The organism is Shewanella sp. (genome assembly GCF_048265805.1).
GTDB lineage: Bacteria > Pseudomonadota > Gammaproteobacteria > Enterobacterales > Shewanellaceae > Shewanella.
Genome location: NZ_JBLXAT010000015.1, coordinates 1 through 24,485, shown reverse-complemented (window position 1 = coordinate 24,485; position 24,485 = coordinate 1). Strand labels below are relative to the sequence as shown.

The window sequence follows — 24,485 nt, the reverse complement described above, 5'->3', positions numbered from 1 at the left end:
TGGCGCTAGTGGCGCGCCAATGCAAGGTTTAACCTGTGGTGTTGCTATTTATTTAACTAATTAATAATAAACAGGTTTATCACACTTTTGTTAATGGTTGTCAGCGAGAACTAATACTCAATTTAGTTAATCCTCGCCGTGGAGTAAGTCAACCGCGTTGTGGCAAATCTGCCACAACTGTCGAATTTAACGTAGGTTGAATGGCGGCTATTGACGACTACGGTAGACCGGATAACGCAGATACTGTTGGTCATAGTAGGGGCTACGTTGATAGAACCAGCGTAAACGCGCCTGTGGGTCAGCTGCAAATTTTGGATCTTGCAGCGCTTTGTCAAAGTCCGCTTGCAGCTGTGGGTCTTGCGCTAGCATCTGCTGTGCCATCGGTTCAATGGCGTAGGTTTCCATATACTCAGTGCGGCTGAAAATGGTATTGAAAAAGCCCCATTGCAGCAAAGAATCTGGCGACTGTGGTTCGAGCAGCAGCATCGCTAAGTCGCCCAGCGGTTGATCGGTGGGGACCACCACAGTGCCAGCTGGCAAGGTCAGTGTAAGATTCACCAGTTTTGTTTGAGCACTCACGCGCTGACGGCCTTCGTACGGTGTAGGGTTGAATTGCGGATCACTAAATAGATACTGCTGAACGCGAATACTGCGCGGCGCTTTGAGCACACTGGTGCGAATACCTTGCTGTTGTAAGCGGTGCAGCACCGATTGCCATTGCGGTGGAATATAGTAATTGGCTGGGCGGCTGACTTGGATATCAGGCTTGATTGGGCCAACTTGCGGCAGGGCTGGATAATCGGTGGCTTGGCCATTCCAACGCACTACGTCAGCACCGCTGATATCGCTGTGTTCGACACTGTAGCCAATGCCTTTGAAATCGCGCGGCTGGGTCAGCGGCTGATCAAGCCAGGTCAGCGTCACCAATTGGGGATAGCGGAAACGGTCCATCTCAATGGCGGCTTGCAGCTTAGTATGTTCTTTGGCGACGGTTTTTAACGCTTGTTCCAGTAGCACATAGGTGCCCAACACACGGCGCTTGAAGGGCTTGAGACTATGATTTTCAATCAATACGGTCGGTAGGTGACGTGCATCGCCATAGCCATCAGAAAATCTAGGGCCAGCATGCCAGTAGGCTAACCCTTGCTTGAGATCGGTATTATCTAGCGCAAATACCAACGGCCCCGGCACATGGCCTGCATCGGTCAGTGCTTGGTCTACTTGTGGCCGAAAATATTGGCTAAACCAGCGGTAGATACTTGGGCTAAGGCCTTGCTCAGTGTTGTAGCCGTAGGTCACGTCATATTGATAGTCGATGCCATCAGTAACGTGTACGTCAATATACAGTTGTGGCTGCCATTGATTGATGGCTGCCAGCATTGCTTGCATTTCTGGCGTGTCAGCCTTGGCATAATCACGGTTTAAGTTGAGGTTCTGGCTGTTGTTGCGCCAGCCCATGAGTTTCGGGCCACGTTGATTTACACGGCTATACTCGCTACTCCGTTCATGACCATCGACATTGAAGATCGGCACAAACAGTAGGTTAACACCATCAAGCAGTTGCAGCTTATCGCCGAGTAAGATGTCACGCAGCAACATCATGCCCGCATCTTTGCCATCAATTTCACCCGCGTGAATACCAGCTTGCACCAGTACGGTGGGTTTATGGTTTTGCGCAAGACGCTCAGGCGTATTGCTGCCATCGCTGCTGGCGATATACATCCAGATATCGCGCCCTTGCGGACTTTTCTCCAAACTGACTTTTTGTAATTGCTCGCTGTTGTTGGCTAGCTTATCCAACCAAGCATAAGTGTCGCTATAACTGGGGCTTTCCATTCCACCACTCTGTTCAAAGGGCGTCGCCCATGGTGTATCGGCGGCTTGCATGAGTTGTTCACTGGCGCCGTGCCACTGGGCGGTAGGCGGTAGAATAGTGTCATTGACGTAAGTTGTGGTGGATAACTCTTCTGAGGCTGCCCACAAAGGTAATGAGCAACACACTGCTGGCAATAACCCCAGCAAAGACCGCAAGCGCATAGGAACTCCCGTATCATTATTATGAGAGTATGGTTAACTAGATAGCGTTAGGATTCAAGCGGCTTGGAGGGGGATATCGGCTGGCTTTGTAACAAAATTCGCGCAATCGGTGTGGTTAACATCGGTAGTATAAAAAACACCGGCACAGTGGCCGGTGTTTTGCGCAAATCTACTACGAAATTATTGGGCGCGATCCGGTGCAGGCTCGGCATCGTTAAATAGCGCTTCAATATCAACGCTGTCGAAACGGTACTGGCTATTACAGAATTCACAGCCCATCTCTACCGCACCGTGTTCAGCGATGATCTGATCCACTTCCTCTTTAGGCAGCGTATGAATCGCTGCGGCACTGCGTTCGCGCGAGCAGGTACACTTGAAGCTCACGCCGATAGGATCAAACAAGCGTACTTGCTCTTGGTGATACAGGCGGTGCAACACTTGCTCAGCGGGTAGCTCGAACAACTCTTCGGCTTTGATGGTGGCCGTTAACTGCATCAGGTGGTCAAACTCACCGTTTTCGGCGGCTTGTCCTGGCAGCACTTGCAGCAACATGCCGGCGGCCTGTTGACCGTTGGCAAATAACCAGATACCAGTAGGTAACTGCTCTGATTGGGCAAAGTAGCTTTCCAAACACGCGGCAATAGAGTCTTTATCCAGTGCCACCACCCCTTGATAGCGTTCGCCAACTACTGGCGTTAGCGTAATGACCATATAGCCGTTAGGGAACATATCGCTAAGCGTGGCATCATCGGCGATCTCACCTTGATAACGCGCTACGCCACGCAGTTGCTGCTGATTATTGCCGTTGATAACCGCGAGCGATACTGGGCCTTGGCTCTGCAGTTGCACGCTAATATCACCGTTAAACTTTAACGTAGCGGTAAGCAATGAGGTTGCTGCCAGCAATTCACCCAATAGTAGTTTGATTCTATTTGGGTAGTCGTGGGCACTCATAATCGCTTGATAGCTATCTTGCAGTTGTACCAGCTCGCCACGTACGTCAACGTTGTCGAACAGATAGCGGTATAGGGAATCTTGGTTCATCTAAGTCTCACATCAATACTCTTTGATACGCAGTAGCTGACGGCGTTGTTTCTTATCCGGTTTACCTTCTGGGGAAGGGTTATTGAGGATATTCAAGCGTCTGGCTTCAGCGTTGGTTTCGCGTTTGCTAATGCTTTCGGGGGTTTCCTCATAAAGCGTTTGCGCAACCGTTGCACTTTGGCGAATACCCGAAATTTTTTTGATCACTATCTCTTTTTCGTCATATCCCTGACGTAATTTAATGCGAGCACCCATTTCAACTGTTTTACTGCACTTAATCCGTTGTCCGTTGTAGTGTACTTTGCCACCGTTGACCATCTCTTTAGCAAGGGCGCGAGTTTTGTAAAAACGTGCTGCCCACAACCATTTATCGATGCGGACGGCTTCTTCGCTTTGGTGGGGTTGAGTCACCATGATGGCACTCCTTGCATTAGTCAAAAATGGTATAAGTTCACATAGTTGTCAAAAGCTACGGAACTTACGTGTGAACGCCAGTCAAACAGTGGGGCGCATCACAGCCTTTTTAGGCGCGCAACGGTAGCATATTTGACCGAATTTGGCCAACTTCAGGCAAGTTATAGACTTGTTGCCGCTGCACTCGTGGGGTAGCATGACGCAGGTTTATTTGTAAAACACTAAAATAACGATAACGCCCAGATATAGGGCCGCGGGAAATAATGGACTTACTCGATAAAGCAATTGCGCAAACCAGCAAGATCCCTTCACGGCAAGCGAGTCAGCTAGTGTTTTGGCTATTGTTGATCTTAGTGCTCTATCTGGCAGCCCAGGTGACGTGGAAAGCGGTACCGGCCTCGACCAGTTCAACCCATTGGCAACCAACGCCAAGCAGCACCGCCTCCGGTACGCGTATCAACATTGATACTATTCAAAAAATTGGCTTGTTTGGTCAGTCTGACAAAGCAGCACTAGCTGCTGCACAACAAACGCCTGAAATGATTACTGATGCTCCCAAAACCTCATTGTCGATTCTGTTGACGGGTGTCGTCGCGTCAACAGCAGAGCAACGGGGCGTTGCGGTGATTGAGTCGCGAGGTAGCCAAAACACCTATAGCTTAGGTGACAAAATTGACGGTACCTCGGCCTCGCTGAAAGATGTGTACGCCGACCGCATTATTATTACCAACAACGGCCGTTACGAAACGCTGATGTTGGATGGCTTAGAATTTAAAACCAACAGCGCAGCAAACGAGCATCTGCAACAGGCCAAGATGCAGAGCAGTGGCGCGGTTGATAACGCCGCCGATATTCGCGACGACGTGATGGCCAATCCGGATAAACTCAGTGACTACATTGCTATTTCGCCAGTGCAGCAGGATGGTGAACTGGTGGGGTATCGGCTGAATCCGGGGAAAGACACAGGTGTTTTCACTGGTGCAGGTTTTAAACCAAATGATCTGGCCAAATCTATCAATGGCTATGATTTGACCGACGGTGCGCAGGCATTAGAAATTATGGGGCAATTATCCGAGCTTACCGATATTTCGGTGATGGTTGAGCGGGATAATCAGCTCGTAGAAATATCACTCAGTTTGCCACAATGACGCAGAATTTAGGGGAAGTAGCATAATGAACAACAAGCGCATTCGTTCCAAGCTGATAGCTGGTTTGGTCGCGTCAGCCGCCATGCTGATCCAACCGCCACTGTGGGCGGAACAGTACGCCGCCAACTTTAAAGGCACAGAGATCCAAGAATTTATCAACATTGTGGGCAAAAACCTCAATAAGACCATCATTGTTGATCCCACCATTCGCGGCAAGATTAACGTCCGCAGTTATGACATGCTCAACGACGAGCAGTATTACCAGTTCTTTTTGAACGTGCTGCAAGTCTATGGTTATGCCGTGGTTGAGATGGAAAATAACGTCATCAAAGTGGTGAAAGACAAAGACGCCAAAGTGGCTAACATTCGTGTGGCGGATGATAAGCAACCAGGGTTGGGCGATGAACTGGTGACTCGCATAGTGGCGTTATACAACACCGAAGCGAAACAGTTAGCGCCACTGCTGCGCCAACTGAACGACAATGCTGGTGGTGGTAACGTGGTCAACTACGACCCATCGAACGTATTGATGATCACTGGTCGCGCTGCGGTGGTAAATAAGCTGGTTGAGATCGTCAAGCAAGTCGATAAGCAAGGCGATGTGGATGTCACTGTTGTCAAACTAGACTTTGCCTCCGCCGGTGAGATTGTGCGGATTGTGGAAACGCTCTACCGCAGCGGTGGCGTGAACCAACCACAAACACCAGGACAAGCACCAAAAGTAGTGGCCGATGAGCGTACCAACTCGGTAGTGGTTAGCGGTGATCCCCGTAGCCGTGAGCGTGCCGTGGAACTGATTAAGCGCCTCGATGCTGAGCAAGCCAGCAGCGGCAACACCAAAGTGCGTTATCTCAAGTACGCCAAAGCGAAGGACTTGGTGGAAGTGCTGACTGGTTTTGCAAAACAGTTAGAAGATAAAGCGAACGCGGGCAGCAATGCCGCGGCGGGGGGCAGTGCAGCCAAGCGCCGTAATGAGATCACCATCATGGCACACGAAGAAACCAACGCCTTGGTGATTAACGCCGAACCCGATCAAATGCGCACCATCGAAGACGTTATTAACCAATTAGATATCCGTCGTGCGCAAGTCTTAGTGGAAGCGATCATCGTTGAGTTATCTGAAGGCGATAGTATTGGTCTCGGAGTGCAGTTGGGCTCTCTTTCAGGAGGTTTAACTCAGTTTAATAACGTAGGTAGTACTATCGGGCAGATTGGTGCGGGTGTATGGGACGCTCGTGATACACAACCTGCGCAGGTTACTACTATTGACGGTAATGGTAATCCTGTAACTTCTAATAACCCAACTGTAGATGGTGACATTACGACTTTGGCATCCGCATTAAATAATGTCAGTGGCGCTGCTTTAGGTGTGGTTTCTGGTGATTTTGCGGCGCTGTTGCAAGCGGTTGCGACCGATACCAACTCCAACGTGTTGGCAACGCCTTCGATTACCACTTTAGATAACCAAGAAGCCTCCTTTATTGTCGGTGATGAAGTGCCAGTCATCACTGGTGCGCAAAACTCAGAAAACGGTAACAGCAATCCATTCCAAACCGTTGAGCGCAAAGAAGTGGGCGTTAAGCTGAAAGTGGTGCCGCAGATCAACGAAGGCAACGCCGTTAAACTCACCATTGAGCAAGAGGTGTCCAACGTTAACGGTAACACCAGCGTCGACGTCACCTTTGCTACTCGTCGTTTGACCACTACCGTGATGGCCGACTCAGGTCAAATTGTGGTGCTCGGTGGTTTGATTAACGAAGAAACGCAAGAAAGTGTCCAGAAAGTGCCTTTGCTGGGGGATATCCCCTTTATTGGGCAACTGTTCCGCTCCTCTAACAGCCGTAAAACTAAACGTAACCTGATGGTGTTTATCAAGCCGACGATTGTGCGTGACGGTGTCACCATGGAAGGCATTGCTGGTCGTAAATATAACTACTTCCGCGCGCTGCAACTGGATCAACAAACTCGTGGTGTTAACTTAATGCCTGATGCACAAGTGCCAGTGCTAGAAGAGATGACGCCAAGTAACGTTAGCCCAGAGATAAATGAGATTTTGGAACGTTATAAGCGCGGTGAAGGGTTAGAAACCAAAAAACGCGAAACTGAGCCAGCGTTGAAAGCTATCTCTGAAAGTAAACAAAACGACAATGACTGAACCTATGACTGAGCACGACAATCACAACGATGCTTTGGCGCAGGTGAATGAGGAGTTGGCCTTGGTGGCAGAAGCCGAGGCTGACGAACTCTACAGTGGCAGCCGTGAGCGGTTACCGTTTACCTTCGCCCATCGCCAAGGGGTATTGGTGAGTGATATCGACGGTACGCTCACCCTGTACTACACCGCAAAAGCAGGCATGGATGCGCTATTAGAAGCGCGCCGCTATGTGGGTGAAGAACTGCCATTGGTGAAGTTAGATGATACCACTTTTGAAGCTAAGCTGACCCAAACCTATCAAAGCAACTCCTCGCAAGCCCAACAGTTGATGGAAGATATTGGCAACGAGATGGACTTGTTCACGCTCGCTGAAGAACTACCACAAACCGAAGACTTGCTAGAAGGGGATGACGACGCGCCTATCATTCGCTTGATCAACGCCTTGTTGTCAGAAGCGATCAAAGAAGAAGCGTCGGATATCCATATCGAAACCTACGAGAAGCAGCTGGTGGTGCGTTTTCGCGTTGATGGCGTGTTGCGTGAGGTGTTGAAACCCAACCGCAAGCTGTCGTCGTTACTGGTGTCTCGTATCAAAGTTATGGCACGGCTAGATATTGCGGAAAAGCGCGTACCGCAAGATGGTCGTATCTCGTTGCGTATTGGTGGCCGAGCTGTGGATGTGCGGGTATCTACCATGCCATCAAGCCACGGTGAACGCGTGGTGCTACGTTTGTTGGATAAAAACGCCGGTAATCTGGACTTGATCCAACTGGGGATGACTCCCGAAATCCAGGTACAGTTTGAAGCGCTGATCCGTAAACCGCACGGCATTATTTTGGTAACCGGTCCCACCGGCTCCGGTAAAAGTACCACCTTGTATGCTGGCTTGACTGACATCAATCACAAAGATATCAACATCCTCACAGTGGAAGACCCGATCGAATATGAGATCGAGGGGATTGGGCAAACCCAAGTAAACACCAAAGTGGATATGACCTTTGCCCGTGGTTTACGCGCCATTTTGCGTCAAGACCCAGACGTAGTCATGATTGGTGAGATCCGTGACCTTGAAACCGCGCATATTGCGGTGCAAGCCTCGCTGACTGGGCACTTAGTATTATCGACATTGCACACCAACACCGCTTCAGGTGCTATCACCCGTTTGCAAGATATGGGTATTGAGCCCTTCTTGGTGTCCTCAAGTTTGCTCGGTGTATTGGCACAACGTCTGGTGCGCACGCTGTGTGATGATTGCAAAGAACCGCATGAACCAACCCCGCGCGAACGCGAGTTGTTGGGGATTAGTGCAGACTCTCCAACGCCTATCTATCGTCCAAAAGGCTGTAAAAGCTGTGGTTACAACGGCTATCGCGGCCGTACTGGTATTCACGAATTACTGCTGGTGGATGAGAAAGTGCGTGAGTTGATCCACAGCGGTCACGGCGAGTTGGCGATTGAAAAGTATATTCGTGGTATCGCGCCAAGTATTCGTCATGACGGTATTGCCAAAGTGCTGGCGGGGATGACGACCTTGGAAGAGGTATTGCGGGTCACCCGCGAGGAGTAATCTATGGCAGCATTTGACTATAAAGCCCTCAATAGCGCGGGCAAACAGGTCAAAGGGGTCATCGAAGCCGATACTCCACGGCATGCGCGTAGCCAGTTACGTGAACAGCGGTTAATGCCGCTGGACATCAAGCAAGTGACCGAGAAAGAGAAAAAAGCCGCCGCTGGCAATTTTCTTACCCGCAAACGTGGCATCTCAGTGGCTGAGTTGGCGCTGATAACCCGTCAGCTATCCACGCTGATTGCCGCCGGTTTACCGGTGGAAGAGGCGTTGAAAGCGGTGGGACAGCAGTGCGAGAAAGATCGGCTTGCATCCATGGTGATGGCGGTGCGTTCGCGGGTGGTAGAAGGTTACTCCTTAGCGGATTCTATGGCCGAGTTCCCCCATGTGTTTGATGACTTATATCGCGCCATGGTGGCCTCAGGTGAAAAGTCTGGTCACTTGGAAGTGGTGCTGAACCGCTTAGCTGATTACACGGAACGACGTCAGCAACTCAAAAGCAAAATGATGCAGGCGATGATCTACCCGATTGTGCTGACCTTAGTAGCGATAGGTGTGGTATCTGTCTTGCTAACGGCGGTTGTGCCCAAAGTGGTCGATCAATTTCAGCATATGGGGCAAGAGCTGCCGGGTTCAACCCGCATGCTGATTGCCATTTCTGAATTCCTTCAAGATTACGGTTTACTGGTGTTGGGCGTGATTGTCATCGCCGCTGTGGTGTTTCAACGCTTGCTACTGAAGCCCGATTTTTTGATGAAATATCACACCATACTGCTGCGGGTACCCGTGATTGGACGTGTGAGTCGTGGGTTAAACACCGCCCGCTTTGCGCGCACCTTAAGTATTTTGACGGCGAGTGCCGTGCCGCTGCTCGAAGGCATGCGCATTGCCAGTGAGGTGATGCTTAATGTTAAAGTGCGCGAAGCGGTGGCTGATGCTACGGCACGTGTCCGTGAAGGGACAAGCCTTGGAGCCGCGTTAACCAACACCAAACTGTTTCCGCCGATGATGCTGTATATGATCGCTTCGGGTGAGAAAAGTGGCGAGTTGGAACAGATGTTGGAACGGGCGGCCGATAACCAGGACCGCGAATTTGAATCGAACGTTAACCTCGCGTTGGGGGTATTTGAACCGGCGTTGGTGGTCAGTATGGCGGTCATCGTACTGTTTATCGTCATGTCGATTCTGCAACCTATTTTGGCACTTAATAATATGGTCAGTGGCTAAGCGCATTCATACCACTGATATTTGTTTTCTGGAGGAAATCAATGCAACGCAATAACAGACAACGAGGTTTTACCCTGCTGGAAATCATGGTGGTTATCGTGATCCTCGGTATGTTGGCCGCTATGGTGGTGCCTAACATCATGGGTAACAAGGAAAAAGCCGACCAACAAAAAGCGATCTCCGATATTGTGTCGTTGGAAAACATGCTGGATATGTACAAGTTGGATAACAGCAAATACCCAACTACTGAACAAGGGCTAGAAGCGTTAGTGACTAAGCCATCGGCCTCGCCAGAACCGCGCAACTACCGCGATGGTGGTTACATCAAACGTCTGCCAAAAGATCCGTGGGGCAATGACTATCTGATGATGAGCCCAGGCGAACACGGCAAAGTCGACGTATTTACTGCAGGGCCTGATGGCCAAGCGGGTACTGAAGACGATATCGGTAACTGGAACTTGCAGAACTTCCAGTAATGACTAAGCGCATGCGGCAGCAGGGCTTTACCCTGCTTGAAGTGATGTTGGTGGTGTTGCTGATGGGGCTAATGGCAGCTGCTGTTACCTTATCTATGGGCAATGGTGGTCAGCAACAGGCACTCAGCCGCGAAGTGCAGCGTTTTATGGCCACCACTGAAGCGCTGCAAGATGAAGCCGTGCTGAGTGGCGGCTTTTACGGCATCGTCGTTGATAAGCAAAAGTACCATTATGTCATGTTAAAAGATGACAAATGGCAGCCTATCGAACAAGACAACTTGTTAGCCGAGCGCGAACTGCCAGTCGGTATCGAAACCGATCTGGAAGTTGAAGGATTACCGCTGGAGCAAGATGAAGGGCAGCAGTCTTGGTTCGATGAGCCATTTATTGACGATGATGCGCAAAAGAAGAAATTTCCTGAACCGCAAATCATGTTACTGCCAAGTGGTGAGATGACGGGGTTCAAGCTGCGGTTTATTACCTTAGATGATAATGGGCAGCCGCTAGAAAAATTGGTCAGTGGCGATGCGCTAGGGCGCATAGTGCTGGGAGAGTTTGATGAACTCAGCTAAAGGCATGACCTTGCTCGAAGTGATGGTAGCCATGGCGGTATTCGCCATTGCTGCTGTCGCGGTGACCAAAAGCCTCGGCGACCAAATGGCTAATATGCCGATTTTGGAAGAGCGCACGTTGGCGCAATGGGTGGCCGACAACGAGATGGTGGATGCACGTTTAGCGGAAGGTTTTCCACCGCTCGGCACCGCCAGTGGCCAAGAGGAAATGGCTGGGAAAACATGGTATTGGAAGCGTGAAGTGGTCAAAACCACTGACGATAACTTCCGCATGATCCGTATCAGCATTAGCGATACCGACAAATTTACGCGAGTGATCGCCAAGGTGAGCAGTTATGTTTTCAAACAAGACTAACGGCTTCACCTTGCTAGAGATGCTGATCGCCATCGCGATCTTCGCCATGCTTGGCTTGGCGGCGAATGCGGTGCTGCAAACTGTCTTGCGTGACGATGAAGTTACCCAAGACTTTGCTAAACAGCTGAAAGGGTTACAGCAAGGGTTTGGCACAATTGAACGTGATTTGGGCCAGATTGTGGCGCGTACTGCGCGCATCGACCAAGGTGGCCGCACTAGCACAGTGATCCAATCTGGCAAAGATATGTTGGATTCCGAGTCAGAAGCCCTAGTGTTTTATCGTCTTGGTTGGCTCAACCCCGGCGGCATTTTACCGCGTGGCAGCGTGCAGTACGTGGCTTACGTGGTGCAAAATGGTCAGCTACAGCGTTGGTATTATCCCTATCCTGAACCTGAGGTGGGGGCAGAACCGATAAAAACCGTACTGATGGATAAAGTGCTGTCAGTGAAATATGCCTTTTTCGAACAGGAAAAATGGCAGCATGGTGGCTCCTACAACCAATTGCCGAAAGCGATTGGCATTGAGATTGAATTAGAAGATCGCGGCATTATTAGCCGCAAATTTTTACTGCCGGATGGCGCGCCTGATACCAGTTCGGAATCAGAGGCCGACGGCAACAATAATAACGATGATGATAAATCATCTGACGCTAATAACGGCGATGAAGCCGAGCAACCCGATAATAACGAAGGTGACCGATGATGGGCGGTGCTAAGCAACGCGGCGTAGCACTGATCATGGTGTTATTGATTGTTGCCATCATTGCGGTGTTAGCTACCAGTATCAGCAGCCGCAATCAGATAGCGGTGCGGCGTACCATCAACATCGCAATGTATGACCAAGCCTATTGGTACGCCTTATCGGCCGAAGAGTTAGCGCGGCGGGTATTAAAACAAGATTTGGATGACTCCGAAGGACGAGTGCACTTACAGCAATACTGGGCGTTGTCCGATGTCGTGCTACCTGCGGATGTCGGTGAAATCGGTGGTCGCATTAGTGATATGCGTAGTTGCTTTAATCTCAATGCCTTGAGTCAAGATCCGCCCAAGCAGCAACAGGGGCAAGCACAGAAAATGTCGCTAGCGGCGCAGCAATTTGTCGCCCTGTTAGAAAACGTTGGGGTGGATGATTTTTCCGCTGAGCAGTTGGCTTATCGAGTGAAGGATTACCTTGATGCCGATATCGATACCAGCGCATTAGGCGCAGAAGATGCGGAATATGAATCGCGCAAAGTACCGTACCGAGCGGCTAACACGTTAATGAATGATCGCAGTGAACTGCGAGCCGTGTTAGGCGTACCAAAAGAGCTGTACCAAAAATTGCAACCCTATGTGTGCGTCATTCCCGGTAATGACAGCCAGGTGCTTAACGTCAATACGGTTAAGCCGGAGCAAGCGGCGTTACTGGCAGCCATGTTGCTCAACAAGGTATCGGTCAGCGAAGCAGAAAGTTTGATTGAACAGCGTAACCATGATGGTTACGACAAAATAGACGATTTCTGGCAGCAAGGGTCATTGACCAATATTGCCAACCAAGACGATCAGATGAAGTCCAGCATGGCGATCAGCAGCAAGTTCTTTCGCTTGCAGGCCATGGCGAAAGTCGATGATGCGGTGTTCCGCATGGACAGCGTGCTACATGTCATTGGTGGAAATAAATTAGAAGTGTTGACCCGTCAGTATGGCGGTCAAGATTAACCACAGGCGCGGTTTTCATTGAAAACCGGTGGAGAGAAACAGTGAGTGAACGCTTATTTATCCGTTTGGGGGTCACCGACAGCGAACCGTGTAGCTGGTTGGTGTGGTCCGAGCAGGAACAGGAGATCATTGCCTCTGGCGAGTTGGCCGATGCCAGCGCCCTGCAGACGCTGAGTGAGCGTGCTGGTAATCGTCCAGTTGACGTGTTGGTGCCCAGTGATGTGGTGCGACTGATGCAGGTCGACCTGCCGGAAAAAGGCCAGCGGCAAGCATTAAAAGCGCTGCCATTTTTGCTCGAAGAATCCTTGGCGCAAAACGTGGATGAGTTGCATTTTGTGCCCGGCGCCCGTGAAGGCGATACGCTGCATGTGGCCGTGGTTGCCCATGAGCAGATGCAACAGTGGCAATGTTGGCTGGATGATGCCGGTTTGAAAGCGCGTAAACTGGTGCCCGATTGTTTGGCATTACCCTTGGCCGATTGCCAATGGGCCTTGGTGCAAGTGGGTGAACAGTACCTACTGCGCACTGGCGTTGGCTCTGGTGTTGCGGTGGGTAAAAATTGGTTAGCGTTACTGCTGCCGCAATTATTGGCAGGTACAGAGCAAGCCCCGACCGTGGCGTGTTATACCGAATACCAAGATGAACGGCTCGATTGTCAGCTACAACCGCTGGAACTGCCAATGCTAGTCCTTGCCAAGGGGCACCTGCAATCACCAGTGAATCTACTTACCGGCCCATATACACCGCGTAAAGAATATAACGCCCAATGGCAGCCGTGGAAGAAAGTCGCCGTAGTTGCTGGCGTTGCCTTCGTGCTGGCGTTGGTGAATAAAGGCATGGGCATTTATCAATACAATCAACAAGCCGAACAGTTGCAGGCAGAAAGCGAAGCGATTTATCGCCAAGTGGCCGGTAGCACCCGCATCGTCAATCTGCGCTCGCAGTTAGGCAAAACCCTAAGCATGATGCAAGGTGGCGGCGTGGGTGGTGAGCTATTTGCCATGCTGCAGAAGTTGCAGTCTAGCTTCAGCCAAGTACCTGAGCTTAAACCGCAATCGCTGCGCTTTGATGGCGGCCGAGGTGAACTGCGGATGCAAGTGGCAGCGAAGTCGTACGAGCAGATTGATAAATTCCGTCAGTTAGCCGCACAGCAATTCACCATTGATGCCGGCGCCATGAACAATAACGATGGTGCGGTAACCAGTACCTTAACGCTGAGGAGCAAATAAGATGGAAAATTTGCGCACCTGGTGGACGCAACTCGCCCAGCGCGAACAGCAACTGGTGGCCGTGATGGCCGTGGTTGTTGCCATTAGCATTTTGTATTGGGGCATCTGGTCGCCCATTAGCAACGCCGAACAACGGGCGCTGACCGCACGTGACGCACAAGCCAGCACCTTATCTTACGTAAAAGAAACCGCCAATAAGATTGCCGCGCTTAAGCAAAGTAATACACGTAAAACGGCGGCGACTGGCAGTTTGGGCAGTATTGTTACCCAAAGCGCTGGTCGCTTCGGGCTGACGATTACTCGTATGCAACCGCAAGGCAATAAGATCCAAGTATGGATGGACGAAGTACCGTTTGAGGCGTTATTAAACTGCTTGGATGATTTGGTGCAGCAACAGGGTTTATCGTTAGAGAACCTCGATATCGCTGCGAGCGACAAGGTCGGCATGGTTCAGGTTAGACGGATTCAACTCTCTCAGTAGTAAAGGTGTCATTTTGAAGATTTTTGTAAAAGTCCTGATTGCCGTGCTGCTTTATCTGGCATTTTTGGTAGCACTGCTTCCCGCTAGAGTGGTGGTGGCGTTAGCCCCATTGCCGAATGGCGTCGCGTTGGCGGGCGTATCAGGTACGCTATGGCAGGGCAGTGCTGACACATTGGTGGCCGACGGCCGTCAGATCGAGCAACTGCAATGGCAACTTAGCCCGTGGCAGCTACTCACCGCCACGGTAAAAATGGACCTGACTTTTGGCAGTCGCGCCAGTGCCGTCAGTGGTAAAGGCCAACTGCGTTATAGCCCAAGTGGCGTGAAGCTCGAAAACGTGAAATTTGACGCGCCAGTGAGCTTCTTGGTGGGCCGCAAACAATTGCCGTTCCAAACTAAAGCCAGTGGTGACATCAGTTTATTCGTGCAGCAGTTTGACCAAGGTGAACCTTGGTGTGAGCAACTGACGGGTAAAGCGTTTCTCAATAACATCGGCATCACTAACCGCTTTGGTCAGTATCCGCTCGGTGATATTGAATTAGCGATGCAGTGCGTGAATGGGCAGATTCAATTAGCCACCGACGATGAGAAAAACAAGTTAGGTATTGCTGGCACTTTGCTACTGCAAGACGGCATGAAATACCAATTGAATGGCCGCATGAAAGTGACGGCGGACCAACCCGCGGATCTGCAAAAAGCCTTACCTATGTTAGGTAAAGCTGACGCCAATGGTTTTTATCCACTGACGTTTAATGGCCGCTTTTAACGTGGCTTAAGCTCACTCCCTGCTAAGGCGGGGAGTAGCTGCAAATAATCTGCGGTGGCCACAAAGTGTTGAAATTGTTTATGCGGCCGCTGACTATCTGGATTATTCACACCTAACAGATATCCCACACCAGCATCTTTCGCTGCCTGCAGAATCACTTCATTGTCATCCACAAACAAACAGCGCTCAGGCGTTAACTGACATTGGTGAAACACCTGCTGCCAAAACAGCGGCGTCTCTTTCGGCACGCCAAACTGGTGGCTGGAGAGCATCAGGTCGAGATGCTCGCCCAGTGCTGTATGCTCCAGCTTTAACGCCAAACTTGCTGGATGAGCGTTGGTCAGCAAAATGCGGCGTTTACCTGCGGTCTTTAGCGCCTGCAGAAACGGGATAGTGTCTTGCCGCAGGCGGATTTTATCCACAATGCGATGGTGTAGCGCCATGATGTCGAGTTGCAATTCGCTGGCCCAATAATCTAAACAATACCAATTGAGGGTGCCTTCGACCCGTTGATACGCGCTGGTGACCAGTTCGTTGGCGGCACGGGTGCTGATGCCACGTTGTTGGCTCAAGACTTGTGGTACCAAGGTTTGCCAGAAATGATTATCAAAGTGCAGATCGAGCAGCGTGCCATCCATGTCGAGTAAAACGGCTTCGATTTGTGTCCAAGGGAACATGCTTGCCTCTGTCATTTCTTGGTGGTTGGTATAACATTGTAACCTTAGTCACATTTTTCAGCTTGCCTATTCGAGGACGCAATGCATAAGCGGCAACAAAAGCCTGATATTTTGCACCGCGAGGTCGTGGCCAAAAGTCGGTTATTTCAAATCGAACAAGTGCATCTACGTTTTGCTAACCAGCAGGAGCGGGTTTATGAACGTATGAAAGGCCATAACCGCGGCGCGGTTATGGTGGTGCCAGTGCATAACGACCAGTTATTACTCGGCAGCGAATATGCCGCTGGCACTGATAACTATGAACTTGGCTTTCCTAAAGGCTTGATTGACCCCGGTGAAACCGCGCTAGAAGCGGCCAATCGTGAGTTGCAGGAAGAGATTGGCTACGGCAGCCGTAAGTTGACCCATCTAAAAGAACTCAGTCTCGCGCCCGGTTATTTTGCCAGCAAGATGCAGATCTTTTTAGCGCAAGATCTCTACGAGAGTCGGCTAGAGGGTGATGAACCTGAGCCGATCCAACTGGTGCATTGGGAGTTGTCCCGCTGGCAGGAGCTACTGAGCGAGCCAGACTTTTCCGAATCACGCAGTGTGAGCGCCTTGTTTTTAGCCATGAAACAACTCACACTTAATTGATATGTTGCTGACACCACAGGCTCTGCGCCAACGGCAGGGTATATGACCGGGAGACTGGAGTATTTATGAATCCAGAAGCGTTGCTAGATCAAGTTGTTTCCATCGCCACCAGTGCGGGACAAGTGATTAGGGAGATCTACCAACAGGGCAGTTTCGAACGTGAAATCAAAGCTGATGATACCCCAGTAACGTCCGCCGATATGGCGTCGCACGAGCTGATAGTTGCCCAACTACAAGCTTTAACCCCAGATATTCCTGTGCTGTCTGAAGAAGACGCCGACATTCCGTTGTCAGAACGGCAACAATGGTCACGCTACTGGTTGGTTGATCCATTGGATGGCACTGGCGAGTTTATCGCTGGCAGTGGTGATTTCTCGGTGATCATCGCCTTAGTGGATAACCATCGTCCGGTGATGGGCGTGGTATATGTACCGATGACAGAAGTGTGTTACTTCGCGATGACTGGCCTTGGGGCGTATAAAAAAGCGCAAGGCGCGGTTAAACAGATCCACAGTAAACAATTGAGCCTCAACGATGCGCAGCCGCTGCGAATTGCTGTTAGCCGTCGCCAAGATCCGCAAAAAGTATTGGGTTTATTTACTGATGCTAGCCAGTGTGAATTGGTGGTGCTTGGTGGCGCGGCACTCAAAAGCTGTTTAGTTGCCGAGGGACACGCTGACTGCTACGTGCGAGTGGGGCCAACCGGAGAGTGGGATACTGGTGCGGCTCAAATCATCATTGAAGAGGCCGGTGGGCAACTGTGCGATATCCACTTGCAACCGCTCAGCTATAACCGCAGAGAAACGCTGATTAACCCAGACTTTATTGTCATGGGTACACCAGCGTTACCTTGGCAGCAAATTCTAAAAGCGAGTTGAATTGGCTGATACGCTGTACTGATCAAGCCATTGATTGAGCGCAGCGTGATCGCCACGAAACACAATCCGCTCGGCCTTTTTACTGAGTTGATATTGATACATCGGGTCATAGTATTTGGTGAGCAACTCGGCAATCCAAATGAGATGTGCCTCGGTGTTATTACGTTGCTGCTGTTCCGCCAAAGCGTTATCAATCAGCTGTAATAGTTCATCGGCATTCTTATGGCCCAAACGCTTACGAATCGCATTAATACTCTGATGTAGATAGCCGCGCAGACTTGCCATTCCTTGTTGTTCGCCATCGCGCGCAATAAAACTCTGTAGCATCTGTTCTACATACTCACGGCGTAGCCGTTGAAGTCGCTGCTCAAAACGGGTTTCCAATACGATGACTGGCGCTTGCTGCATGGCAAAGTAAAACGTTTGCGGTAGCGCATTGCGGCCGATGAGATAACTCTCATCTTCCAGTAGTAAGGTGTGCTCGGAGGCGTGTTGCTGTTTCAGTAGCGCGATAGCTAATTGGTTTTCAAAGTTAATCTGCGTAGGTTGCGGAGATACCCTCTTGCCAAAGCTTGAGCCGCGATGATTGGCAATGCCTTCTAAATCCACCGCCTCGTGGCGCTGTTTGAGGAAGTCGGTTTTGCCCGACCCCGTAATTCCCGACAACATCAGTAGCGTTTGTTGCTGCGGCGCTTGTTCTATGGTGCCAATGAGAAACTGGCGCAGCGCTTTATAGCCCCCGGCCACATAGGTCGCATCCAGTCCCGCTTCCTGTAACCACTGCTGCGTAATCTGCGAACGTTGACCACCCCGAAAGCAATATATTAATGCGTTAGGGTGTTGGGCAAATAAGCTTAACCAAGCATCGATACGTTGTTGCTTGGTGGCGCCATGTACTAACTGATGGCCTAAGGCTAAAGCGGCGGCTGAACCTTGCTGCTTATAGCAGGTGCCGACTAACTCACGTTCGCGGTCAGTCATTAACGGCAGGTTGTGACTCTGAGGAAACGCGCCCTTACTGAATTCTATCGGGGCGCGTAAATCGACTAACGGACGATCGCTGACAAACAGCGCCGCATATTCGCTGGCTGGCAGCGTTTGACTTGGCATTTACAGGACAATCCACTCAGCTTGGTTCTCACGGCGGGCTTGCAACTCACCAATGGCGACGGGGGCAATACCCGCACTGCTCAGTAGATCAATCAGGGCTGCTTCGCTCTCAGGTGCCACGGCAATCATCAAACCGCCACTGGTTTGTGGATCGCACAGCAAGGCTTTTTGTTCATCGGTCAATGGGGGTAAATGCTCACCATAGCTATCAAAGTTACGCTGGGTTCCGCCGGGGATACAGCCTTGAGCTAGATAATCATAGGCCTTTGGCAACAGCGGCAGTTTTTCGATAGCGATGTTGGCCGTCAGGTTTGCGCCTTGGCACATCTCTAACAGATGACCCGCGAGACCAAATCCAGTGACATCGGTCATGGCATGCACGCCGGCAATTTTGGCAACCTCGAAACCAACAGTATTTAATTGGCACATCGCATTTGGCGCGATCAGCAGATCTTCATCGGCTAATTTTTTCTGTTTCTGAGCGGTGGTGAGAATACCAATACCCAAGGGTTTGGTGAGGTAGAGCTTGTCACCCGCTTTGGCGGTGTCGTTCTGCTTAAGATTACTCAGTGCAACGGTGCCGGTAACTGCCAAGCCAAAGATCGGCTCTGGTGCATCAATACTGTGACCTCCGGCCAACATAATGCCTGCATCCGCGCAAGCTTGACGTCCACCATCAACCACTTGCTGAGCCACTTCTGCTGGCAGCTTACTCACTGGCCAACCCAAAATGGCAATCCCCATGATCGGTTTACCGCCCATGGCATAGATGTCGCTGATCGCGTTAGTGGCAGCGATACGGCCGAAGGTGAAAGGGTCGTCAACGATCGGCATAAAGAAGTCGGTGGTGCTGATAATGCCTGTGTGGTCGTCGAGTTTATAAACGGCGGCGTCGTCACGGCTCTTGTTGCCCACCAATAGGTTCTCATCAACAAACTCAGGCAGCTGTGACGCTAAAATAGTGGTCAGTACTTTGGGAGAAATTTTACAACCGCAACCAGCGCCATGGCTGTATTCGGTTAGCTTGATAGGATCTTGAGACATAAAAAATGGGTCCTGAAGCTATAACAGAACCCATGATGATAAACCGATTGCGCCACACTACAAGGTGGCGCCGTCATGTTCTGAACGATTAGTTAAGCAAATTATGCAATACGTGCGGTGTACTGCTGCCAACGGCGTAACTGTTGGTAAAACGCTTGGCGTAAATGTGCCACCTGCGCGTGCAAATCTTGCTCTTTCAACTGGTGTCCCTTAGCTTCCAAAATCGTTTTTTTCGCTAAGTAGTAATCGGTGAGATGCTGTTTTAGTAGCTCATACTCTTGTTGCAGTTGCGCAAGCAGTTGGTCGGCATTCGGTAACCGTGACACTTTTTTCTGCGTGTGCTTCAACTGCATTTGCAGTTTAGCTGTCTCGATTTTCTCATCGGGTACTTGGCGCAAATCGGTAGCCAGCTTGGACCACGACAAGGCTTTAATCATCCATTTGGTTGGGTCGTAATGCCACCAACGAATGCCGTTACGGTAATCGTGTTCAAAGATATGGTGGAAGTTGTGGTAACCCTCACCATAGGTGAGTACAGCCAAAATGGCATTATCACGGGCGGTGTTACGATCTGTGTATGGCTGCGAGCCCCACACGTGCGCCAATGAGTTAATAAAAAAGGTGCAGTGATGCACTATCACTAGCCGCAACAAGCCAGCCAGTAGCAGCATCGACAATATGTCACAGTTGAACCAACCCAATAAGGTAGGTAAGCCGATGTTCATCAATAGCGCTAACCATAAATAGTTGCGGTGCTGCCACATGACAATACGGTCATTTTGTAGGTCACGAGCATTTTGGTAGTCGTTATAACGTTCGGGTTGATACTCACGTAACATCCAACCAATATGACTAAACCAGAAACCCTTGTTCGCTGAATAAGGGTCTTTATCATTTACATCAACATGTTTGTGATGCACGCGGTGGTCTGATGCCCAGTGTAATGCACTGTTTTGAAAAGCAAGCGCGCCGCCCAATGCATAGGCAAACTTTACTACGGGGTGCGCTTTGTACGCTTTGTGTGACCAAAGACGGTGATAGCCGCCAGTAATCGACATGCCAGAGGCAAACACTAATACCACAAAGGTCAGCCATTCTACGCCATCAAATCCATTGACTATGCCGTGCCATGGTACCCAAACTAGTGCGCCAACAAGAGTAACTGTGAAGAAAATGACATTAAGCCAAAGAATTCGCGGTTTGTTCATAAATCTATTTCCAAGCATACTTAACACTTTAGCTTACAAGTGTAAGCTAAAAAGGAATAAAAGCCTAATCACAGCTTAGTAGGTTTACACTTTGTTTATTGCGGAAAGTCGGTATTATTTCGCTAACTAATTCAACACAAGGAAAAAAAATGGGCGTAAGAGCACAGCAAAAAGAGAAAACACGTCGTGCATTGGTGGATGCTGCCTTTAATCAGCTAAGTGCCGAACGTAGTTTTTCCAGCCTGAGCCTACGTGAAGTTGCCCGTGAGGCGAATATTGCGCCGACCTCTTTTTATCGTCATTTCAAAGATATGAACGAGCTGGGTATGACCATGGTTGACGAAGGTGGTTTGGCGCTGCGGCAGATGATGCGTAAAGGGCGCCAACGTGCTGATGCGGGTGGCAGTGTGATCCGCATTTCGGTGGAAACTTTTATGGAAGTGTTGGATTCCAATCCCAATGTGTTTCGCATTTTATTGCACGAACGTTCCGGCACCTCGGCGCCATTTCGTGCGGCGGTAGAGCGAGAGATTGACCACTTTATCTCTGAGTTGGCGCACTTTATTGAAGAGAGTGCCAATCGCAATATTGAGCTGGCACGGGTACAGGCTGAAGCATTAGTGATCTTAGTGTTTAATGCGGGAGCAGCAGCGCTCGATATGAAACGGGCGGATCGTAAGGTGTTAGCAGAGCGCTTGATTACGCAACTGCGCATGGTAGTGAAGGGGGCTGATACGTTGCAGCAGCGTTTAGACAATACTGAGCATCATCGACCCCATGTGCATGCATAAGGGCAGTGCATGATCAAGCCGACCTTAGGTTGGCTTTTTTGTTAGTAATACGCCAGCTTCCACGTGCTCTGTGTAGGGAAACTGATCAAACATGGCAAAGCGAGCAATTTGGTGAGTGTTGCTTAACTGTTCCAAGTTGTCAGCTAACGTCGTGGGATTACATGAGATATAGAGAATATACTCATACTCTTGAACCATATTCAGCGTGGCTTGATCTAATCCTGCCCGAGGTGGATCCACAAAAATAGTGTTGCATTGGTAGCTGCTTAAATCGATATCACCCAGACGTTTAAAATCGCGCTTGCCTGTCAACGCATCGCTAAAGTCTTCGGCCGACATGCGGATGACTTGCAGGTTATTAATCTCGTTAACCGCGATGTTGTACTGCGCTGACTCGACCGATGGCTTCGCAAGTTCAGTTGCCAGCACCTTATTGAAGTTCTGCGCCAAGGCGATCGAGAAGTTGCCGTTACCGCAATACAGTTCCAGCAGATCACCTTCGCTGTTGTTGGTGCAGTCCAAGGCCCACTCCAGCATCTTCTCCGCCACCTTAGCGTTGGGTTGCGTAAAACTGTTTTCCACCTGTTGGTATTTGTATTGGCGCCCGTTGACATTGAGCTGCTCGACCACAAACTCGCGATCAAGCACAAACTTCTGCTTACGTGCTCGACCGATAATGTCGACTTTGAACTGAGAGGATAGGCGTTGCTTCAATGCGGCCGCTTCGGTTTGCCACTTATCGTTCAATTGGCGATGGTACAGCAGCGATACCAAGATCTCGCCAGATAGCGTTGACAGAAAGTCTACTTGGAACAAACGATGACGTAGCACAGGGTTGGGTTTTAACTCCTCAACTAGGGCGGTCATCATCTCATTGATCAACATACTGGCTGGCAGAAATTGATCACAGCGTTGCACCGCTTGCAACTCTTGATCAAAGACGCAGTAATATAAGTCATCACCGTCATGCCATACTCGAAACTCGGCACGCATACGATAATGGGCTGGCTCAGATGCAAACACCTCCAACTCAGGTGCAGAAAAACGGCTAAAGACCGATGCCAGTGCGTGCTGTTTTTCGGCTAATTGTTGTGGATACTGAGTAGGATCCATCGCGGATAATTTCATGAAGGTGTTCTCCAGCGCTAAAACGGGCGCAAATAGTAAACATATCGTTGCTGTAGCTCAAGCAAAGTGGCAAATTGATGCGCGGCATTTTGCAGTTTAATCACCGCTATGAAAAAATAGTCCGCCCTATCGCGAAAGCCACTCTCTATAAATAGTGGTTCTTATCAGTTCATGCAGAGGTTGAGTGTGTCACGGTCAATATTGGTGTTTGACTCAGGTGTCGGCGGTTTGTCGATCCTGACAGAAATGCAAAAGCTATTACCGCAACATCACTATCATTATCTGTTTGATCATGCGCGCTTGCCGTACGGCGAGCTCGACGAACAAGTGCTGATTGATGGCTGTGTCGCGTTAATCCTCCCCGTTGCCCAGCGGATAAAAGCCGATATTGTGGTGATTGCGTGCAATAGCGCCAGTACCTTAGTGCTGCCAGCACTGCGTGCTGTATTAGCTATCCCAGTAGTGGGAGTGGTACCGGCCATTAAACCTGCAGCCCATATTTCTGCCTCTAAACACATCGGTTTGTTAGCCACCCCAGGCACTATCAAACGCCACTATACCCATCAATTGATTGCCGAATACGCCAGTGACTGTCGTGTGGAACTGTTCGGCAGTTCTGAGTTGGTGCTATTAGCGGAACAAAAGTGCGCGGGCTTACCAGTATCATCACAACGTATAGAACAACTGCTCGCGCCTATTCGGCAGACAACTATTGATGTCTTGGTATTAGGCTGCACTCACTTTCCGATGCTGAAAGAGGAGATCGCCGGTGTCTTAGGTGATGGTGTGACTTTACTTGATTCCGGTGAAGCTGTCGCTCGCCGTGTTCAGCAACTGCTTCTTGATGATGTAAGCATTGATACTGATGATATGTCTGCTGCAGACGCCTACTACACTGGCACCATTACTGACGGACTAACCCATTTGCTACATACCAAAGGTTTTGGGACAATAAAAAAGCTGACCGCGAACGGCCAGCTTGATATATAGATATAGTCGCTACTATTACTTATCAGCTTCAGTATCTTGCGACTTAGCTTCACGAACTTTCAAGGTACGTTCTAGGAAGGTGGCATCATTCAATTTGGCTAACGCCTGCTGTGCGCCTACCTCACTAATCTCCACAAAGCCAAAACCTTTACGGCGACCAGTCTTACGATCTCGTACTAAACGTACAGAATTAACCGCACCATATTGTTCAAACAAGGTTTTGACTTCGGCTTCGTTGGCACGATAAGGCAAGTTACCTACATATAGTGTTGTCATTGGGCCAGCGGCCTCATCGGCAGCACTAACACTGCTCGGGCTAATAATGAACACTAACGCAGCTAATAAAGTACCAAGAATAAAAGCAACGTAACTCGGCAGTGCAGGTACTAAGAAGAAAATGGCTAACGCCCCAACCACCGCCAGCAGGGCGACAAACAGCAAAGATTTTTGCATAAACACAGGATCTCAAAAAATAACTAATTGGCAATATACTTTTAACAAACACTGCTATGGTAATGAATTATTTAGTTTTAAACCAGTGCTATGCTGAAAAAACGAACTTAAATGATATTTTCGTCCAAAATTTGCCGATTTTTTTACCAAAAAACGCATGAAAGACCGCAAAATGCTGCCAAAAACAGCGCTATGAGCAAAAGATCGGCAAGCGATCTTTTTTCTTTAAAAAAGGGGTTGCGCAGTTTTTTGATGTCCCTATAATGCGCACCCACTGACACGGCAAAGCGCGAAAGCAAAGGTCGTTGAGGTGGTGATGAGGTAACGCATCACACGGCGAAAAATAAGTTTGAAATCAAGCTTGACGCCGATTGAGGGAAGTGTAGAATACGCAGCCCTGACCT

General features: G+C 49.8%; 25 protein-coding genes. 16 read left to right on the top strand and 9 right to left on the bottom strand.

Annotated features, from left to right (window positions below; translation table 11 throughout):
* Window positions 1-207: 207 nt before the first annotated feature.
* The 3 genes from ACN0TT_RS11715 to hslR form a co-directional block, all read right to left on the bottom strand.
* Window positions 208-2,037 carry a M14 family metallopeptidase gene (locus ACN0TT_RS11715; RefSeq protein WP_417762339.1) on the bottom strand — a complete coding sequence of 610 codons (1,830 nt, stop codon included), beginning with the start codon at window positions 2,035-2,037 and terminating at the stop codon, window positions 208-210.
* 180 nt (window positions 2,038-2,217) lie between these two features.
* Window positions 2,218-3,081 (bottom strand): Hsp33 family molecular chaperone HslO, encoded by an 864-nt coding sequence (hslO, locus tag ACN0TT_RS11710; protein ID WP_417762338.1) that lies wholly within the window; start codon window positions 3,079-3,081, stop codon window positions 2,218-2,220.
* Window positions 3,082-3,093: 12 nt separating this feature from the next.
* Window positions 3,094-3,495 (bottom strand): ribosome-associated heat shock protein Hsp15, encoded by a 402-nt coding sequence (gene hslR / locus ACN0TT_RS11705; protein WP_417762337.1) that lies wholly within the window; start codon window positions 3,493-3,495, stop codon window positions 3,094-3,096.
* Window positions 3,496-3,758: 263 nt separating this feature from the next.
* Here hslR and gspC point away from each other — a divergent pair, with 263 nt between their 5' ends.
* From gspC to ACN0TT_RS11645, 12 genes are read left to right on the top strand one after another with little or no spacing between them, the layout of a single operon-like run.
* Window positions 3,759-4,643, top strand: a complete 885-nt coding sequence (gspC, locus tag ACN0TT_RS11700) for a type II secretion system protein GspC (protein WP_417762336.1) — start codon at window positions 3,759-3,761, stop codon at window positions 4,641-4,643.
* A gap of 25 nt (window positions 4,644-4,668) precedes the next feature.
* The gene (gene gspD, locus ACN0TT_RS11695; RefSeq protein WP_417762335.1) at window positions 4,669-6,798 is read left to right on the top strand and encodes a type II secretion system secretin GspD; all 2,130 of its coding nucleotides are present in this window, start codon (window positions 4,669-4,671) and stop codon (window positions 6,796-6,798) included.
* Complete coding sequence (gene gspE, locus ACN0TT_RS11690; protein ID WP_417762334.1) at window positions 6,791-8,365, top strand: type II secretion system ATPase GspE; 1,575 nt, start codon at window positions 6,791-6,793, stop codon at window positions 8,363-8,365. The genes gspD and gspE overlap by 8 nt, the downstream gene beginning before the upstream one ends.
* 3 nt (window positions 8,366-8,368) lie before the next feature.
* Window positions 8,369-9,592 carry a type II secretion system inner membrane protein GspF gene (gene gspF / locus ACN0TT_RS11685; protein ID WP_417762333.1) on the top strand — a complete coding sequence of 408 codons (1,224 nt, stop codon included), beginning with the start codon at window positions 8,369-8,371 and terminating at the stop codon, window positions 9,590-9,592.
* Between the two features lie 41 nt (window positions 9,593-9,633).
* A complete protein-coding gene (gene gspG / locus ACN0TT_RS11680) occupies window positions 9,634-10,068 on the top strand; it encodes a type II secretion system major pseudopilin GspG (RefSeq protein WP_417762332.1) in 435 nt (144 codons plus the stop codon).
* Window positions 10,068-10,640: a type II secretion system minor pseudopilin GspH gene (gene gspH, locus ACN0TT_RS11675; RefSeq protein ID WP_417762331.1), complete on the top strand. Its 573-nt coding sequence runs from the start codon at window positions 10,068-10,070 to the stop codon at window positions 10,638-10,640. Before gspG ends, gspH begins: the two co-directional genes overlap by 1 nt.
* Window positions 10,627-10,995 (top strand): type II secretion system minor pseudopilin GspI, encoded by a 369-nt coding sequence (gene gspI / locus ACN0TT_RS11670; protein ID WP_417762330.1) that lies wholly within the window; start codon window positions 10,627-10,629, stop codon window positions 10,993-10,995. The genes gspH and gspI overlap by 14 nt, the downstream gene beginning before the upstream one ends.
* A complete protein-coding gene (gspJ, locus tag ACN0TT_RS11665; protein WP_417762329.1) occupies window positions 10,976-11,698 on the top strand; it encodes a type II secretion system minor pseudopilin GspJ in 723 nt (240 codons plus the stop codon). Before gspI ends, gspJ begins: the two co-directional genes overlap by 20 nt.
* Complete coding sequence (gene gspK / locus ACN0TT_RS11660; protein WP_417762410.1) at window positions 11,698-12,693, top strand: type II secretion system minor pseudopilin GspK; 996 nt, start codon at window positions 11,698-11,700, stop codon at window positions 12,691-12,693. The genes gspJ and gspK overlap by 1 nt, the downstream gene beginning before the upstream one ends.
* A 41-nt stretch (window positions 12,694-12,734) precedes the next feature.
* Window positions 12,735-13,922 (top strand): type II secretion system protein GspL, encoded by a 1,188-nt coding sequence (gene gspL / locus ACN0TT_RS11655; protein ID WP_417762328.1) that lies wholly within the window; start codon window positions 12,735-12,737, stop codon window positions 13,920-13,922.
* Window position 13,923: 1 nt separating this feature from the next.
* Window positions 13,924-14,403: a type II secretion system protein M gene (locus ACN0TT_RS11650; RefSeq protein WP_417762327.1), complete on the top strand. Its 480-nt coding sequence runs from the start codon at window positions 13,924-13,926 to the stop codon at window positions 14,401-14,403.
* Window positions 14,404-14,416: 13 nt separating this feature from the next.
* Window positions 14,417-15,169, top strand: a complete 753-nt coding sequence (locus tag ACN0TT_RS11645; protein WP_417762326.1) for a type II secretion system protein N — start codon at window positions 14,417-14,419, stop codon at window positions 15,167-15,169.
* Here ACN0TT_RS11645 and yrfG read toward each other — a convergent pair.
* Window positions 15,166-15,846: a GMP/IMP nucleotidase gene (gene yrfG / locus ACN0TT_RS11640; RefSeq protein WP_417762325.1), complete on the bottom strand. Its 681-nt coding sequence runs from the start codon at window positions 15,844-15,846 to the stop codon at window positions 15,166-15,168. The genes ACN0TT_RS11645 and yrfG overlap by 4 nt on opposite strands.
* An 81-nt stretch (window positions 15,847-15,927) precedes the next feature.
* Here yrfG and nudE point away from each other — a divergent pair, with 81 nt between their 5' ends.
* Both nudE and cysQ read left to right on the top strand, forming a co-directional pair.
* Window positions 15,928-16,479 (top strand): ADP compounds hydrolase NudE, encoded by a 552-nt coding sequence (nudE, locus tag ACN0TT_RS11635; RefSeq protein WP_417762324.1) that lies wholly within the window; start codon window positions 15,928-15,930, stop codon window positions 16,477-16,479.
* 65 nt (window positions 16,480-16,544) lie between these two features.
* Window positions 16,545-17,357 carry a 3'(2'),5'-bisphosphate nucleotidase CysQ gene (cysQ, locus tag ACN0TT_RS11630; RefSeq protein ID WP_417762323.1) on the top strand — a complete coding sequence of 271 codons (813 nt, stop codon included), beginning with the start codon at window positions 16,545-16,547 and terminating at the stop codon, window positions 17,355-17,357.
* On the opposite strand, the gene mnmH is transcribed toward cysQ, so the two are convergent.
* The 3 genes from mnmH to ACN0TT_RS11615 all read right to left on the bottom strand — a co-directional run bounded on the left by mnmH (window position 17,343) and on the right by ACN0TT_RS11615 (window position 20,719).
* Window positions 17,343-18,467: a tRNA 2-selenouridine(34) synthase MnmH gene (gene mnmH, locus ACN0TT_RS11625; protein WP_417762322.1), complete on the bottom strand. Its 1,125-nt coding sequence runs from the start codon at window positions 18,465-18,467 to the stop codon at window positions 17,343-17,345. The genes cysQ and mnmH overlap by 15 nt on opposite strands.
* The gene (gene selD / locus ACN0TT_RS11620; RefSeq protein ID WP_417762321.1) at window positions 18,468-19,511 is read right to left on the bottom strand and encodes a selenide, water dikinase SelD; all 1,044 of its coding nucleotides are present in this window, start codon (window positions 19,509-19,511) and stop codon (window positions 18,468-18,470) included.
* Window positions 19,512-19,612: 101 nt separating this feature from the next.
* The gene (locus ACN0TT_RS11615; RefSeq protein ID WP_417762320.1) at window positions 19,613-20,719 is read right to left on the bottom strand and encodes a fatty acid desaturase; all 1,107 of its coding nucleotides are present in this window, start codon (window positions 20,717-20,719) and stop codon (window positions 19,613-19,615) included.
* Between the two features lie 149 nt (window positions 20,720-20,868).
* Here ACN0TT_RS11615 and fabR point away from each other — a divergent pair, with 149 nt between their 5' ends.
* Complete coding sequence (fabR, locus tag ACN0TT_RS11610; protein ID WP_417762319.1) at window positions 20,869-21,510, top strand: HTH-type transcriptional repressor FabR; 642 nt, start codon at window positions 20,869-20,871, stop codon at window positions 21,508-21,510.
* Window positions 21,511-21,534: 24 nt separating this feature from the next.
* Here fabR and trmA read toward each other — a convergent pair whose 3' ends face one another.
* Window positions 21,535-22,638: a tRNA (uridine(54)-C5)-methyltransferase TrmA gene (gene trmA / locus ACN0TT_RS11605; protein ID WP_417762318.1), complete on the bottom strand. Its 1,104-nt coding sequence runs from the start codon at window positions 22,636-22,638 to the stop codon at window positions 21,535-21,537.
* 186 nt (window positions 22,639-22,824) lie between these two features.
* Between trmA and murI the strand changes: the two genes are divergently transcribed.
* The gene (gene murI, locus ACN0TT_RS11600) at window positions 22,825-23,628 is read left to right on the top strand and encodes a glutamate racemase (RefSeq protein WP_417762317.1); all 804 of its coding nucleotides are present in this window, start codon (window positions 22,825-22,827) and stop codon (window positions 23,626-23,628) included.
* Between the two features lie 15 nt (window positions 23,629-23,643).
* Here murI and ACN0TT_RS11595 read toward each other — a convergent pair whose 3' ends face one another.
* Complete coding sequence (locus ACN0TT_RS11595) at window positions 23,644-24,081, bottom strand: RNA recognition motif domain-containing protein (protein ID WP_417762316.1); 438 nt, start codon at window positions 24,079-24,081, stop codon at window positions 23,644-23,646.
* Window positions 24,082-24,485 lie beyond the last annotated feature (404 nt).

What these genes read in the sequence shown, in the direction of transcription:
- selD (WP_417762321.1), bottom strand. Translation starts at nt 19,511, where the DNA reads ATGTCTCAAGATCCTATCAAGCTAACCGAATACAGCCATGGCGCTGGT.
- gspE (WP_417762334.1), top strand. Translation starts at nt 6,791, where the DNA reads ATGACTGAACCTATGACTGAGCACGACAATCACAACGATGCTTTGGCG.
- ACN0TT_RS11650 (WP_417762327.1), top strand. Translation starts at nt 13,924, where the DNA reads ATGGAAAATTTGCGCACCTGGTGGACGCAACTCGCCCAGCGCGAACAG.
- gspI (WP_417762330.1), top strand. Translation starts at nt 10,627, where the DNA reads ATGAACTCAGCTAAAGGCATGACCTTGCTCGAAGTGATGGTAGCCATG.
- gspF (WP_417762333.1), top strand. Translation starts at nt 8,369, where the DNA reads ATGGCAGCATTTGACTATAAAGCCCTCAATAGCGCGGGCAAACAGGTC.
- ACN0TT_RS11615 (WP_417762320.1), bottom strand. Translation starts at nt 20,719, where the DNA reads ATGAACAAACCGCGAATTCTTTGGCTTAATGTCATTTTCTTCACAGTT.
- gspD (WP_417762335.1), top strand. Translation starts at nt 4,669, where the DNA reads ATGAACAACAAGCGCATTCGTTCCAAGCTGATAGCTGGTTTGGTCGCG.
- gspC (WP_417762336.1), top strand. Translation starts at nt 3,759, where the DNA reads ATGGACTTACTCGATAAAGCAATTGCGCAAACCAGCAAGATCCCTTCA.
- ACN0TT_RS11595 (WP_417762316.1), bottom strand. Translation starts at nt 24,081, where the DNA reads ATGCAAAAATCTTTGCTGTTTGTCGCCCTGCTGGCGGTGGTTGGGGCG.
- nudE (WP_417762324.1), top strand. Translation starts at nt 15,928, where the DNA reads ATGCATAAGCGGCAACAAAAGCCTGATATTTTGCACCGCGAGGTCGTG.
- gspG (WP_417762332.1), top strand. Translation starts at nt 9,634, where the DNA reads ATGCAACGCAATAACAGACAACGAGGTTTTACCCTGCTGGAAATCATG.
- mnmH (WP_417762322.1), bottom strand. Translation starts at nt 18,467, where the DNA reads ATGCCAAGTCAAACGCTGCCAGCCAGCGAATATGCGGCGCTGTTTGTC.
- hslO (WP_417762338.1), bottom strand. Translation starts at nt 3,081, where the DNA reads ATGAACCAAGATTCCCTATACCGCTATCTGTTCGACAACGTTGACGTA.
- fabR (WP_417762319.1), top strand. Translation starts at nt 20,869, where the DNA reads ATGGGCGTAAGAGCACAGCAAAAAGAGAAAACACGTCGTGCATTGGTG.
- yrfG (WP_417762325.1), bottom strand. Translation starts at nt 15,846, where the DNA reads ATGTTCCCTTGGACACAAATCGAAGCCGTTTTACTCGACATGGATGGC.
- gspK (WP_417762410.1), top strand. Translation starts at nt 11,698, where the DNA reads ATGGGCGGTGCTAAGCAACGCGGCGTAGCACTGATCATGGTGTTATTG.
- ACN0TT_RS11715 (WP_417762339.1), bottom strand. Translation starts at nt 2,037, where the DNA reads ATGCGCTTGCGGTCTTTGCTGGGGTTATTGCCAGCAGTGTGTTGCTCA.
- gspH (WP_417762331.1), top strand. Translation starts at nt 10,068, where the DNA reads ATGACTAAGCGCATGCGGCAGCAGGGCTTTACCCTGCTTGAAGTGATG.
- hslR (WP_417762337.1), bottom strand. Translation starts at nt 3,495, where the DNA reads ATGGTGACTCAACCCCACCAAAGCGAAGAAGCCGTCCGCATCGATAAA.
- cysQ (WP_417762323.1), top strand. Translation starts at nt 16,545, where the DNA reads ATGAATCCAGAAGCGTTGCTAGATCAAGTTGTTTCCATCGCCACCAGT.
- gspJ (WP_417762329.1), top strand. Translation starts at nt 10,976, where the DNA reads ATGTTTTCAAACAAGACTAACGGCTTCACCTTGCTAGAGATGCTGATC.
- trmA (WP_417762318.1), bottom strand. Translation starts at nt 22,638, where the DNA reads ATGAAATTATCCGCGATGGATCCTACTCAGTATCCACAACAATTAGCC.